The sequence below is a fragment of the Orenia sp. genome (assembly GCF_055140805.1).
This window is the reverse complement of record NZ_JBSQYM010000015.1, coordinates 25,798-40,059: the sequence shown is the minus strand read 5'-3', so window position 1 is coordinate 40,059 and position 14,262 is coordinate 25,798. Positions and strand designations below refer to the sequence as shown.

General features: G+C 33.4%; 14 protein-coding genes. All 14 read left to right on the top strand.

The features are described from left to right. Positions 1-407 precede the first annotated feature (407 nt). The 14 genes from ACTCDL_RS03195 to ACTCDL_RS03130 all read left to right on the top strand — a co-directional run bounded on the left by ACTCDL_RS03195 (position 408) and on the right by ACTCDL_RS03130 (position 14,253). The gene (locus ACTCDL_RS03195) at positions 408-3,497 is read left to right on the top strand and encodes an alpha-amylase family glycosyl hydrolase (RefSeq protein ID WP_463173958.1); all 3,090 of its coding nucleotides are present in this window, start codon (positions 408-410) and stop codon (positions 3,495-3,497) included. 371 nt (positions 3,498-3,868) lie between these two features. Then, on the top strand, positions 3,869-4,189 hold the full coding sequence (locus ACTCDL_RS03190) for a hypothetical protein (protein WP_463173956.1): 321 nt from the start codon (positions 3,869-3,871) through the stop codon (positions 4,187-4,189). Between the two features lie 109 nt (positions 4,190-4,298). Next, positions 4,299-5,477: a D-alanyl-D-alanine carboxypeptidase family protein gene (locus ACTCDL_RS03185; protein WP_463173954.1), complete on the top strand. Its 1,179-nt coding sequence runs from the start codon at positions 4,299-4,301 to the stop codon at positions 5,475-5,477. Positions 5,478-5,751: 274 nt separating this feature from the next. After that, the gene (locus tag ACTCDL_RS03180) at positions 5,752-6,579 is read left to right on the top strand and encodes a lysostaphin resistance A-like protein (protein WP_463173952.1); all 828 of its coding nucleotides are present in this window, start codon (positions 5,752-5,754) and stop codon (positions 6,577-6,579) included. Between the two features lie 190 nt (positions 6,580-6,769). Next, positions 6,770-7,111 carry an STAS domain-containing protein gene (locus ACTCDL_RS03175; RefSeq protein ID WP_463173950.1) on the top strand — a complete coding sequence of 114 codons (342 nt, stop codon included), beginning with the start codon at positions 6,770-6,772 and terminating at the stop codon, positions 7,109-7,111. A 4-nt stretch (positions 7,112-7,115) separates the two neighbouring features. Then, entirely contained in the window at positions 7,116-7,544 is a 429-nt protein-coding gene (gene spoIIAB / locus ACTCDL_RS03170) for an anti-sigma F factor (protein WP_463173948.1), read from the top strand. Between the two features lie 11 nt (positions 7,545-7,555). Beyond that, complete coding sequence (locus ACTCDL_RS03165; protein ID WP_463173946.1) at positions 7,556-8,317, top strand: SigB/SigF/SigG family RNA polymerase sigma factor; 762 nt, start codon at positions 7,556-7,558, stop codon at positions 8,315-8,317. Between the two features lie 423 nt (positions 8,318-8,740). Then, positions 8,741-9,394: a stage V sporulation protein AA gene (locus tag ACTCDL_RS03160; RefSeq protein ID WP_463173944.1), complete on the top strand. Its 654-nt coding sequence runs from the start codon at positions 8,741-8,743 to the stop codon at positions 9,392-9,394. A gap of 27 nt (positions 9,395-9,421) precedes the next feature. Continuing rightward, the gene (locus tag ACTCDL_RS03155) at positions 9,422-9,859 is read left to right on the top strand and encodes a stage V sporulation protein AB (RefSeq protein WP_463173943.1); all 438 of its coding nucleotides are present in this window, start codon (positions 9,422-9,424) and stop codon (positions 9,857-9,859) included. Positions 9,860-10,106: 247 nt separating this feature from the next. Beyond that, a complete protein-coding gene (gene spoVAC, locus ACTCDL_RS03150; RefSeq protein ID WP_463173941.1) occupies positions 10,107-10,550 on the top strand; it encodes a stage V sporulation protein AC in 444 nt (147 codons plus the stop codon). A 16-nt stretch (positions 10,551-10,566) separates the two neighbouring features. After that, a complete protein-coding gene (spoVAD, locus tag ACTCDL_RS03145) occupies positions 10,567-11,670 on the top strand; it encodes a stage V sporulation protein AD (protein ID WP_106231903.1) in 1,104 nt (367 codons plus the stop codon). 3 nt (positions 11,671-11,673) lie between these two features. Beyond that, positions 11,674-12,027, top strand: coding sequence for a stage V sporulation protein AE (gene spoVAE, locus ACTCDL_RS03140; RefSeq protein WP_106231902.1), 354 nt, complete (start codon positions 11,674-11,676; stop codon positions 12,025-12,027). A 188-nt stretch (positions 12,028-12,215) separates the two neighbouring features. Continuing rightward, positions 12,216-12,800 (top strand): stage V sporulation protein AE, encoded by a 585-nt coding sequence (locus ACTCDL_RS03135; RefSeq protein WP_106231901.1) that lies wholly within the window; start codon positions 12,216-12,218, stop codon positions 12,798-12,800. After that, a complete protein-coding gene (locus ACTCDL_RS03130; protein WP_106231899.1) occupies positions 12,781-14,253 on the top strand; it encodes a spore germination protein in 1,473 nt (490 codons plus the stop codon). The genes ACTCDL_RS03135 and ACTCDL_RS03130 overlap by 20 nt, the downstream gene beginning before the upstream one ends. The last annotated feature ends 9 nt before the right edge of the window (positions 14,254-14,262 follow it).

The following is a 14,262-nucleotide window of genomic DNA, read 5'->3' as shown; positions in this document are numbered from 1 at the left end:
AATTATATTTTCACTTAATCTTTTATTGGTATTTATTCGTGTAGATTCGTGGCAAAAAATAAGATTTTAAATTTCTTTTTAGGGTTGTTTATCTATATAAGTCTATGAATTTAAGTTAAACTTTATAGAGATAGTGGGACACTTTCGTGTCAGGAATCGGGAACCTGGAATCAGTCTATTTTACTGATAACTGATTCCTGACTCCTGATTCCTAAAAGTGTCCCAATCCCCCATATTATAAAACTCTCTAAAATTAATTGCTAGTATCATAACTAATATACAAAAGGATTTTTTAAGTTATTTCTAGAATTTATTATTAAAGAATATGTTGAATTGGCTAAAGAGAGATAAGCTTGAATAATTTTAGTTAAATGTTGCTAATAAAATCAAATAAAAGGAGAGAGATGATGAAGAAGATAATTTTATTACTGGTAGTAGTATTATCATTGAGTTTGCCAGCTTATGCTGTTAGTAGTACTAAAAATTTATCAGAAGCAGATGGAGTAGAAGGTTTAAACCTTCAAGTAGAATCGCCACAATGGAGTGATCAAGTAATTTACTTCATATTAACAGATAGATTCAATGATGGAGACCTAACTAATAATGACCAAGGGGTAGGTGAATATGATCCTACCAATAATGATTATTATAGTGGAGGGGATTTGCAAGGGATTATAGATCAGGTAGATTATATCAAGAATTTAGGAGCAACAGCAGTCTGGATAACACCTCCAGTTGCTAATCAATGGTTTGATCCGTGGGTAAATGTCACTGGCTATCATGGCTATTGGGGGGTTAACTTCAAAGAGGTGGATAAGCATTATGGTACTCTAGATACATATAAAAAACTATCTAGTACCTTACACAATAATGGAATGTATCTAATCCAAGATATAGTTCCTAACCATACAGGAAACTTCTTTACTTATAAAGATGATAAGTATAATCCAGATAATAAGGGTGAAAACTTTATCTTAAATAAAGAGTCAGAGCCTGTAGCAGAACCTACTCAATATCCCTTTAATCTGAATAATTATAAGAAGAAAGAAGACCGTGAAGCTAATATATACCATTGGACTCCCAAAATCAATAATTTTAAAGATGAATCTCAAGCAGAGACCTATCAGATGAGTGGTCTTGATGATATCAATACAGAGAATCCACTGGTTAGAAGGGTATTAAGAGATTCCTATGGCTATTGGATAAAAGAGGTTGGAGTCGATGGATTTAGGGTAGATACCGTTAAGTATATTGAACATGATTTCTGGCATGATTTTATCCATTCTCAAGATAAGCAAGCACCAGGAATAGCTAATGTAGCTCAGAAGCTAGGAAAAGATAACTTCTTAATCTTTGGTGAAATTTTTGAATCGTCTGAGCCATTAAAGGACAATGGGGATAAGAAAGTAACCAGTTATTTAGGAACTGATCAGAAGCCCGAATTACCAGCAGTGCTGAATTTTCCCTTGCATGTAACTTTAAGAAGAGTTTTTGCTGAAGGTAAGCCAACCCATTACCTAAGTTATCGTTTAGGAATTACTATGAATCCTAAATATTATAAAGACCCATATACAACTCCACTATTTATAGATAACCATGATATCGCTAGATTCTTGGAGAAGGGTTCTCGTCAGGCAATGGAGCAATCATTGATGTTTATGTTCACTATCCCAGGTATTCCTGTTATTTACCAAGGGACAGAACAGGAATTTACTATTCAACGGGCTGCGATGTTTGCTCAAGGTGTTGACTCTGGAGGCATAGATCACTTTAACCAAGAGGCAGAGATGTATCAATTTATTAAGAAATTAGCAGAACTTAGAACTTCTAATAGATTATTCACTAGAGGAAGTATTGAAGTGTTGCAGGATAATCATTCAGGAGCAGGTGTATTTGCTTATCAAAGAGAGTATAAAGGGAAGAAGGCTCTAATAATCTTCAATACAGCCGATAAGAGAGTATTAATGAGTAATTTAGATACAGGATTAGCAGCAGGAACAAAGCTTACAGCTCTTGTGCAAAGGGGAGGTATTAAAGAGTTAGTAGTTGGAGCTGATGCTAAGGTTACTATGGAGCTCCCGCCTAGAGCAGGATTAATCTTAGTACCCAAAGATCAGCCAACAGAGTTAGTCAAGGAGGATAATCAGCAAATAACTGTTGATACTAAGATAAATGGGAAGGTTTTCACTAAAGATATTGAGTTAGAAGGTAAGATTGAAGGGGAGATTAGTCAACTAGAGATTGTAGTTGATGGCAATTTAGACCATGCTATGTCAGTTGAAATTACTAAAGATGGAAGCTGGCAAGCAACACTACCGATTCATGACTTTGCTTTAGGTGAGAGTATCCATCAGTTGGTAGTTTATGCTCCAGAGCAGAAGGTGGTGTCTAATAACTTTAACTTTAATACTAACAATATGGAAGAAAAAGGAGTTAGTCTTGAGGTTACAGACCCTAAGGGTGATGACAAAGGCTTAGATAATAACTATACCTTACCACAGGATAGTAGCTTTGGTGCACAGATGGATATTAGGAAGGTAGAGGTAATACCCCTTGGAGGAAATCTAAAGGTCAAGTTGACTATGGGAGAGATAAGTGATATCTGGAAGCCTGATAATGGTTTTGACCATGTACTCTTTAATATATTTATAGATTTAGATAATGGAGTAGGGGCAGAGGTCTTGCCTAAATTAAATTCTAAAGCCCCAGCAGGATTTAAATGGGATTATCTAGCTTTTGTAGATGGCTGGAATAATGCCTATTATTCTGCTAAAGGAGCCACAGCTGAGAACTATGGAACTTCAGTAACACCAGCACCTAAGATAAGTACTAATAAAGATGAGAAGACGATTGAATTTAACTTCAAGGCCCAGTCCTTTGCCCATTTAGATAGCTTAGCAGGAGCAAAGATATATATAACAACTTGGGATTTTGATGGTTCTCAGGGGATGTTAAGACCATTAACTACAGAAGGTGGAACATGGATTTTTGGAGGAAAAGATGATAAACAAGATTCTCTGATTGCCGATGATACAGAAGTGATAACTATTAAAAATTCAGGAAACCCTAAATATATAGATAATGAGATAAGAAATCAAGAAATAGAGGAGTTCAAGGAAGAAGTAGAGAGTAAGGATAAGACTAATAAGAAGCTAGCTATTGAAACGGTGCATTTAGTTGGTACTATCAATAATTGGGATTTTGAGCAAGGAAGGATGGAGAGAGTATCAGCAGGTATCTATCAACTAGAGATAACAGCACCAGCACCTAGTAAAGAGGCTTGGATACCAGCTCCGAAGAATCAAGCCTTCAAATTTGCTACAAATGGAAGCTGGTCAACTAATGGTGGTGGACCTGCTTATATTGGAAGCGAGGGTAAATTAAAAGAGGACAGGGGAATGGGTAATATTTATGTATCATTAGAAGAAGGAACAAAGTATAGAGTTAAAGTGAATTTTAATAAGATGACGTATTCTATTAAAAGGGTTGATGAGTAAATTTATTTTCTTCAATCTTTTTCTAAATAGCTAAAAAGTAATATTTCAAGTAGCATGATTGCGATACCTAATCGTAATTATGCTACTTTTATATTATTGTTATAGTTATCTTCAAATCTGTAGATTCGTGGCAAAAATAAGGTTTTGAATTTATTTTTTAAAGTTGTTTATATATGGAGATAGATTTATTAAAATTATTTTTGATAAAAATATGTAAATTAATAGAATTTAAACCATTTATATACTATAATATAAATAAGCCATAATAGTTTTTGGATAAAATAAGTAAATAAACAATTATAATTTAACTCTATTGGATTGGCTAAAAATATATTTTGAATACTTTAGCAGGGGAGGTATAAAGTAGGGAGATGGATAAGCTAAAATATGGAGAGTTAAGGGATAAGTTAGAAATTTTAATGCAAGAGCTTGTAGAAATTCTTGCATTAATAACTGATAGTGAGCCGGACAGAATTTCTTTATCTGATGAAGGTAGCAAAGAGGCGATTATTAGAGCAGAACAAACAGAGTCAAAAGAATTACCCCAAAGGTCTCTTAATAGGATAAGTAAATTCAAAGAAGAAAGACAGGTAGGGTGGTTTGTAAAAGAATCAACTCCAGAGATGAAAGAGATTATGAATAAAGTTATTAAAAAGGTAGTCAAATTAGAGGAGAAAAGAATAATTATTTAATTTTAAAGTTAAGCGAAATACCGTTTATAAGTAAAATTTATCCTTATTTTTACAATCATACTCAGCCCCAAAGACTAATAAATATTACTAAAGAATGTGGGGTGAGTTTATGAGAAGAGTAAAAATTATTATAGGTATTACTTTGATTTTACTATGTCTTCTTTCTCAAACTGTTTTAGCTATAGATAAGCCTGAATTTGATCTTCAGACCAAGTCAGCGATTTTGATCGATGCTAAAAGTGGTAGGGTACTTTATGAGAAGAATGCCCATCAAAAATTACCACCAGCCAGTGTAACCAAGATTATGACCATGCTATTGGCGATGGAGGCTGTTGATGAAGGGCGAGTAAAGTGGGATGATAAGATATCTACTAGTGAGTTGGCTGCTAAGATGGGAGGTTCACAGATCTGGTTAGAGCCTGGAGAGGAGATGACCTTTGAACATTTAATTAAGGCAGTAGCTGTTGTTTCGGCTAATGATGCCTGTGTAGCTATTGCTGAGCATCTTTATGGGACAGAGGAGAACTTTGTTAAAGCAATGAATGATAAGGCAAAAAAATTGGGTTTAGAGAATACTTATTTCTATAATACCAATGGACTACCACCAACAGATCCTGATGTACAAGGAAATTATACTACAGCAGCTGATGTGGCAAAGATGTCTTTAGAGCTATTGAAGCATCCTAAGATATTGAAGTTTACATCAATCTGGATAGATCATATCAGAGATGGGGAGAGTTTTTTAAGAAATACTAATAATCTAGTCCGTTTCTTCAAAGGGGCTGATGGATTAAAGACAGGATATACCCAAGAGGCAGGTTTTTGTGTATCGGCTACAGCCAAAAAGGATGGAATGAGATTTATCGCAGTAGTGATGAATGCACCAAACTCTAAGGTTAGATTCAATGAGGCTAGAAGTTTATTAAATTATGCCTTCAGTATCCATCGTTCTGTTGATATTGTCAGTAAAGGCGAGGTAGTCAGTAAGGTCAAGGTCTTTAAAGGTGAGTTACCTGAGATAGATGCAGTGGCTAAGGAAGATTTGAAGATATCGGTGATGAAAGGTGAAGAAAAAGAGGCGGTCAAACAGACCAGATTGAATAAAGAGGTAGTTGCTCCTGTCAAAGTAGGCGATAAGGTAGGAGAGATAGTTGTATTGAAGGGAGAAGAGGTATTAGGACGTGTCGATCTAGTAGCAAATGAGGAGGTAGCTAAAGCCAACTTCTTTAAGATCATACTACAATTATTCAAGAAATTTATCAGTAATATTATGAATATCTTTGAATAGAGGCTGATCTTTATCAGGCATCCTGAGGGGTGTCTTTTTTCTTTGAGGGACATAAATTGTAAATATAGAATTACTTATTATTGTTTTTTATACTTTAATTCAAATAAATAGTATTATATAATATTAATACCATAAGTGGTTTTTATTAATATAAAAAATGCTTTTATTGAAGTAGGTGATATTTATTATGTTTAACTATATGTAATCAGACCGTTATACAATTAGATAAAGATAGTGTAATAACTAAAAATTAAATATAAATTGAGGTGGTTTTATGAATTTTGATATAAAAAATAAATTTTTAATATTAAATATTCTGTTTTTGTGTCTAATATCATTTATATTTATGAGTGAACTTCCAGTAATGAGTTCGGGTTTCTTATTAAGAGTAATTTCATATGTTGTAGTTTTTATAGTTATTCAATTTAAAATAACAGGATGGCGATATACTTCTTTAGTAACTTTAATGTTTATTTATAGTCTTAATTATTTTTTTATTTCTCCTATTATGTATTATAGTTCAATTAATAACTATAATATTTATATAATGTCTTTAGTTATTAATAATTTTATCTTAATTATCATTTTATATTTTATTCTCAAGAAAAGTAATGAAAATATAGATGAGGCTATCAAGATTTCTAACATTAAAAATTTTAATTTTAAGAAGGCTCTTAAAATAGGTTTTTTATTTTGGATTATAATGACATTTATAAATGCAATTATTTATTTTTCAGGTATAAGAAATTTATTTAGTATATTATCAACTTATCTAATCAATTTAAGACCAGTTGTTCAAAAGTTTTCATTAGAGGGATCCATATCTAGCTGGACTATTTTTATTGATATAATAGTTAAACTTTTACTATTGCCAATATTTGAAGAAGTCTTTTTTCGAGGATTTTTATTTAATTTCTTAGAAGATAAATTAGGATTTACAAAATCAGCACTGTTAAGCTCAATCTTTTTTGCTACTCTTCATCCAGTTAAATTTATACCACATATCTTTTTTTCTGGATTAGGCTTAACCTATATTTATAAACGTGAAAAGAATTTATTATATCCTATAATGGCTCATAGTATATATAATTTTATAGGGTAGTAGCAAGAGTAGTGTTTTAATAATAATATTTGTGAAATATTAGAGGTCTACCAGTATGAAAATATTATTTATTATAAACAAAATTAATATGAATAATTCAAAGGACAAATAAATTTATTTGTCTTTTTTTAATCTCTTGCAGGAAAAAAATGGTTAATGTTGAATTGATAAGGAGAAAGGAGTGAGGAGAATGAAGTTATCATTTAAAAAATATAATAATGAGTTAGTTGTTAGACCCTATGGAGAGTTTGACTTACATACTGTAGATATTTTTAAAGAGAAGCTAGAGCAGAGATTGACAGAAGATATCAACGGGATAATTCTAAACTTAGATGGGATTAAATTCATTGATAGTTCTGGACTAGGGGCTATCATTGGTACATATAAGAGAATTAGCAAGAAAGGGGGAGTTTTAGCAATAGCTAAAGCCACTCCTCAAGTAGAGAGAATATTTGAAATATCAGGGATTTTAAAGATTATTAAGTTATATCCTTCGGAAGCAGAAGCCTTAGATAATATTGTAGGGAGGTAAGATAATGGAGAATAAGGCTAGATTAGTAATTGATAGTTTATCAGATAATATTGGATTAGCTAGGGTGACGGTAGCATCCTTTGCATCACAGCTAAACTTTACTTTAGCAGAGTTAGAGGAGATTAAGGTAGCAATTTCAGAGGCTGTATCTAACTCCATTATTCATGGATATCAAGGTGAAATAGGTGAGATAGATATTTCAATGAGAGTGCATGAGCATCAATTGGAGATAATAATAGAAGATCAAGGTTGTGGAATTGAAGATATTAAAACTGCTTGTGAGCCAGCCTATACAACTGCTGATAGAATGGGTTTAGGTCTTGTCTTTATCGATTCTTTTATGGACAAGTTTGAGATAGCGTCTAAGGTCAATCAAGGTACTAGATTAAAGATGGTTAAGATTCCAGTCCAGGAGCAAAAACAGGTTAATTAGGAGCTGACAAGATGAATAGCTTATCAAATATAAATATTGATAATCATAAACTATTAACCGAAAATGAGACTAAGAGGTTAATATCCTTAAGTCAGCAAGGTGATAGGAGCGCTAAGGATGAGTTGATTAAGCATAATTTGAGGTTGGTGATGAAGATAGCTCATCGTTTTAAGAATAGCGGGTACTCTATTGAAGATATCTTTCAGATTGGAAGTATCGGTCTAATCAAGGCGATAGATGGTTTTGATCTTAGTAAACAAGTAAAGTTCTCCACCTATGCTGTCCCTTTGATTATTGGTGAGATTAAGGTCTTCTTGCGTGATGATAATATTGTCAAGGTCAGTAGAAGTGTTAAAGAAACGGCTTATAAGATTAAGAAGATAAAAGAAGGTTTGGAACAAAAAATCAATAGAGAGCCAACTATTCAAGAGTTGAGTGAGGAAGTAGGTTTATCAGCTGAAGAGATAGTTTCAGCCTTAGAGGCTGTACAAGCCCCCAAATCAATTTATGAGCAGGTTTATCAAAGAGAAGGAAGTAGTTTAGAATTAGCTGATCAGTTAGTCGATAATGAAGATTATTATAATGATAAATTGAACTTATTAGCTTTGAATCATGTTTTAAAAAAATTGGATAAGCGCTCACAATTAATAATTAAATTAAGATATTTTGAAGAGAAATCCCAAAGCGAGATTGCTAAAGTACTTGGCTTATCCCAAGCCCAGATCTCAAGGTTAGAGAAGAATATTTTAAAATTAATAAGAAGTGAGTTATAGAAAAAGCACAGGTGCTAAACCTGTGCTTTTTGTATTAAATTTAAATTACTTACACATAATAGAGTTAGAAATCAGAAGATAGACTAATTGACAATATAGATACTAACAGTTAATGGATATATTACGACATTTGTAGGAATCAGTAGTCGGGAACCAGTTATCAGTAAAACAGACTGATTCCAGATTCCCGATTCCTGATACGAAAGTATCGTACTATTTATTGTATTACCTTTCATTCAACAAAGGAGAGGATGTAGATGATATTTGAAATCAGTTTAAAAAGAGTAATCTACTTAGTTATATTTTTAGCTCTGCTTTTAGTCAATTGGTTCTTATGGGACAATTTCTTTATAAAAAAAGAACTCTCTCCTAGAGCTAAAAAGGTCTTTAATTACCAAAAGACTAGGATAAGAAGTGTTTATAATGAGTGAAGAGTTAGAATGTATAAAAGAAGAGATTTTTTTAAGGGTAAAAAGGGTAGTTAAAGCTCAACCCAATCAGACCTTAGTACTTGCTGATTTGGCAGAAGTCATTACCAACAAAGATCTACAAGATCAACTAGAGCAGGTTAAAGTTAAAGAGGTAACTAAAAAAGCTGGTCAATCGATGATTATTACAGCTTTAGAGATTATCAGAGCTATCAAGATTAATTTTCCACAAGCTGGTATAGAGCATTTAGGGGAAGCTGATGTAATTGTAGATATCAAAGATACCTCTCAAAGGAATTTAACAGATAATCAGCCTTCAAAGCTATATGTATTTGCAATTGGAGTTATACTCTTTTTTGGAGCAGCTATGGCTATTATGAATTTTCATGCCGATGTCAGTATGGTTAAGGTTCATCAACAGATTTATAAGTTAATTATGGGTAAGTCTAAAGAAAACCCCCTCTTGCTTAATATTCCTTACTCTATAGGATTAGGTTTTGGAATGATCATCTTCTTTAACAAAATCTATAAGTATAAATTTAATAAAGATGATCCCAGCCCTTTGGAGATAGAGATGTATCTGTATAAGAACAAAGTCAATCAATTTTCTTTACATCAAAAGACTGAATTAGCTAAAAATAATGACTAATAATTAAGTAGTATTAGGTGGGGTTAAATGAAAGCAATTCTTTTAATTCTAATTGGTTTTTCTGAAGGGGTTATAGTGGGGGTGGCCTTAGTTGCTTTTTTAATGGTGTTAGATGTAATTCCTCGTTTGATAGATTTAAGTAATTCTGAAAACTCTATATTTTTATATCAAAAATTGATAGTATTAGGGTCAATATTTGGAGTAATAACAGATTTTTTTAATCTAACTCTCCCTAATATTTTCTTTATTAATAAATTGTTAGTTATTATTATAGGATTTATCTTTGGTACATTTATTGGATTGGTAGCTGCTGCTTTAACTGAAACTCTAAAGGTATTACCACTTTTGAGTAAGCGTTTAGGTTTAAAGGATTATATGGATGAACTATTATTTATTATTATCTTAGGAAAGGTGATAGGCTCTTTGGTCTATTGGTTATTTCCGACATTGTGGTTTGCAGGGTGAGAGCAAAATATAGTCATACTTAAATTTAAGATAATAAGTGTGATTTAATGGGGATATTGCGACACTTTTAAAATTAGCGTGAGTGGGTGTGTGAGTGTGAGTAAACCCCAATAAAAAGAAGTTTTACACACACTTACACTCATAGCTCACACTCGACACAAAGTGTCGCACTATCTCTATATAATGTTATATTTAATCAATCTTATAAACATTGACATTTGTTAAAGCTAAACACAGGAGGTTTTAAATGGGGACAATAGATAAAACACCACAAGAATATCAAAAGTTGATAAAAAAACATCAGCTTACAGACTCTAAGGTTAAAAACTTCTTTTCAGCTTATTTGATAGGTGGACTAATATGTCTTTTGGGACAGGTGATTATCAATGTATTAATCAGCACTGGTATACCTAAAGATAATGCAGGTGCATATGCTACAATTTCTTTGATTTTTATTGGAGGGCTCTTAACAGGATTAGGAGTCTATGATGAGATTGCTCAGTTTGCTGGGGCAGGAACTATTGTTCCTATTACAGGCTTTGCCAATGCAATTGTTTCTCCAGCTATTGAATCAAGGCAAGAGGGTTATATCTTAGGGCTGGGTGCAAATATATACTCTATAGCAGGACCAGTATTGACTTATGGAATGCTATCTGCATTTTTGATTGGATTGTTTAAATTATTACTATAATTTGGAGGAATAGATAATGAAGAAATTAGGAAAACAGACAGTTCAATTCGATAATCCTCCTCAAATTATATCATCGGCATCAGTTGTTGGTAATAAGGAGAGTCAAGGACCTTTAGGGGATTACTTTGATCAAGTAATCAGTGATGGGTATAATAATCAATCAACTTGGGAAAAAGCCCAGATGAAGATGACAGAGGATGTGGTAAATAATGCTTTAGATAAGGTTAATTTAGCTAAAGAAGATATAGATTTTTTATTAGCTGGAGATTTATTAAACCAGATTGTAGCTTCTAATTTTGCTGCCCGCAAATTTCCAGTCCCCTTCTTGGGCCTTTTTGGAGCTTGTTCAACGATGATTGAGGCAATGGCTGTAGGCTCTATGATGATAGATGGAGGAATAGCAAATCGGATAATTTCTTTTACTTCTAGCCATTATCAGGCTACTGAAAGGCAGTATAGAACTCCTAATGAGTATGGAGATAAATATCCTCCTTATAAACAATGGACTGTAACAGGAGCAGGGGCAACAATTTTAAGTAATGAGACTGGTGGGGTAGCACTTACTATGGCTACTTTGGGTAAAGTAATAGATTTAGGTGTTAAAGACCCAAAGGATATGGGTTCAGCTATGGCGCCAGCAGCTGCCGATACTATCTTAAACCATTTAGAGGACAGTGACCGTAGCCCTAGTGACTATGATTTGATTATTACTGGGGATTTGGGGCAGGTAGGAAAGAATCTAACAATAGAGTTATTAGCAGAACAAGGTTGTGATGTTACTAAGAACTTTGATGATTGTGGAGTAATGATCTATAACTCTAAGCAGAAAGTTGGAGCTGGTGGAAGTGGTTGTGGCTGTTCGGCAGTGGTAGCAGCCTCTTATCTCTTACCTCAGATAATGTATGGCAATTTCAATCGAGTCTTATTATTAGGAACTGGTGCATTATTAAATCCTATGACCTTCTTACAAGGGGAGAGTATTCCTTGCATTGCCCATGCAGTAGTCTTAGAAAGAACGGGTCATCTAACTGAAGGTATTGGTCGTCCTAGTGTTCAGGATAATCTAGCGACCAAGATTGAAGCTACTAAGATTGAAGATTTGAGTCAAAGTGAGGGATAAACTATGGATTTGTATTTAATGTCATTTTTAGTTGGTGGTTTAATCTGTGGACTGAGCCAATTGTTTTTAGATTATACTAATTATACACCTGCTCATTTACTGGTAACTATGGTGGTAACAGGAGCTGTTTTAACTGGTTTGGGAATATATGATTATTTAATTGATATAGCAGGTGCAGGTGTTACTGTTCCTGTGATGAATTTTGGTTATATTCTGACTAAAGGAGTATTAAATGAGGCTCAAAAAGGTGGGTTTTTAGGTTTATTTGCTGGTGTCTTAGAGGTAGGAAGTATAGGAGTTAGTGCTTCAATAATTATTGGGTTTTTAATGGCAGCAATCTTTAGACCCAAGGAATAGTGTTTATAAAAAATAACACTATAGAAGGATAATGCGATACTTTTTATAATGATAAATTTACTAGCCACAGGTTTCAACCTGTGGTGACGGTGATATTTTACACTACGGGTTAAAACCCGTAGCTAAAACTTAATTATTTATTTTGAATATTAGTTCTTTTAAATCCGAATAATAAGGGGAGAAAATTATTGGATAAAAAAAGAGTAATAGTAGTGACTGATGGTGATTCGACTGCACAAAAAGCTGTAGAAGAGGCTAGTAAAAATTTAAATCTAAGGGTAATTTCTAAATCTGGAGGGAATCCTACTCCTTGTTCAGGTAATAAGTTAATTTCTTTGATTCAAGATTGTCCTACAGATCCTGTTGTAGTCATGTTTGATGATGAAGGTAACTTCAATTGTGGCAAAGGTGAACATGCTATGGAAAAAGTCATGGACTCTGAAGATGTAGAGATTTTAGGAGTAATTGCAGTAGCATCTAATGCCAAAGATGTAGAAGGTGTACACCCTGATTGCTCTATAACTAGAGAAGGAAAATTAGTAACTAGACCTGTTGATAAGGAGGGAGAAGCTGAAAAGAAAGGGCATGTAATCTTAGAAGGTGATACCGTTGACATACTTAATAGCTTTGATGATGATCTATTGATTGTAGGCATAGGAGATGTAGGTAAGATGTCTGGCAAGGATAATTGTGAGCTTGGAGCTCCTATTACTACTAAAGCCTTAGAGGAGATTTTAAAGAGGAGTGGAGTTGATGGCAGAAAAAAAGACTAAAATTAGCAAGAAGCTCAGTGAAAACTTACTGATTATTAAAGATAGAGTAGATGGACCAAAGACTTTTGATTTTATCAATCGAGATTTTAAGATTGGTCATAAAGATGTTAGCTTAATCTTTATTGATGGTCTAACCAATGGTGACTTAATAAACAGGATAATGGAATATTTGATGGAAACTGAACCAGAAGATTTAAGTGTTGATGCTATTAAAAAACTACTAGAAAGTCGTGTTACTATCCATGAGGTAGCCCTTGTAGATAATATAGATGATTTAATGAATGAAGTCTTAGCTGGACCCCAAGCTTTATTAATTGAAGGCGAAGATAAGGCAATTATTATAGATGCTAGAACTTGGATGTCTCGGGGTCCTCAAGAGCCAGAATTAGAAAAGGTAACTAGAGGTCCTGAGGATGGTTTTATTGAGACTATGCTCTTTAACCTACAGATGATTAGAAGAAGAATTCGTGATCCCAAGTTAAGAGCAGAGGCTTTGCGAGCAGGAAAGCGGTCTCAAAATGATATAGCAGTAGTCTATATTGAGGATATAGCCGATACAGAGCTGGTGGAAGAGGTCAAAAGTAAAATTGAGAAGATTGATGTAGATGGACTACCTTTAGCTGATAGAACTGTACAGGATTTCTTGACAGGTGATACTATAAATCCTTTACCTAAAATTAGATACAGCAATAGGCCTGATATTGTCAGTGCCCATTTATTTGAAGGTAAGATCTGTGTTTTAGTAGATAATTCACCAACAGCCTTACTCTTACCAGCTACCTTTTTTGACCATACCCAAACCTTAGAAGATTATCGCCAGTCTACTATAACTGGAACATATCTCTCTTTACTTAGATTTTTTGCAATATTTCTTTCTCTAATTTTACCACCATTATGGTTGACTTTGGCATATGGACCTGAATGGTTACCTAAGAGTTTAGAGTTTATCGGAGCAGAGCAGTTAGGTAAAGTTCCAATAGGAATACAGTTTATCTTAGCAACCTTAGGTATTGATTTGGTTCGGATGGCATCAATACAGACTCCTAGCTCTTTAGCTACCTCACTAGGTTTGATTGGGGCTTTGATGTTGGGGGAGTTTGCTGTAAAGGTAGGAGTATTCAGCCCAGAAACCATTCTCTATATGGCTATTGGAGGGATAAGTAACTTTGTTATACCAGGCTATGAATTAGCGTTAACGATAAAACTATTACGATTATTTTTGATTGTATCGGTAATTTACTTTAGATTACCTGGATTGATTATTGGATTAATGTTAATCTTTTTATTATTTGCTTTTAGTAATTCTTTTGGTATTCCTTATTTATGGCCACTTGTTCCTTTCAATTGGCAAGCATTAAAGACCTATATTTTTAGACAATCAATCCTAACTTTAAGAAGAAGAAGACCTAATATTAGACATGTTAAGGATAAGACCAGAAAAGGTAATAACTAGATGAATATT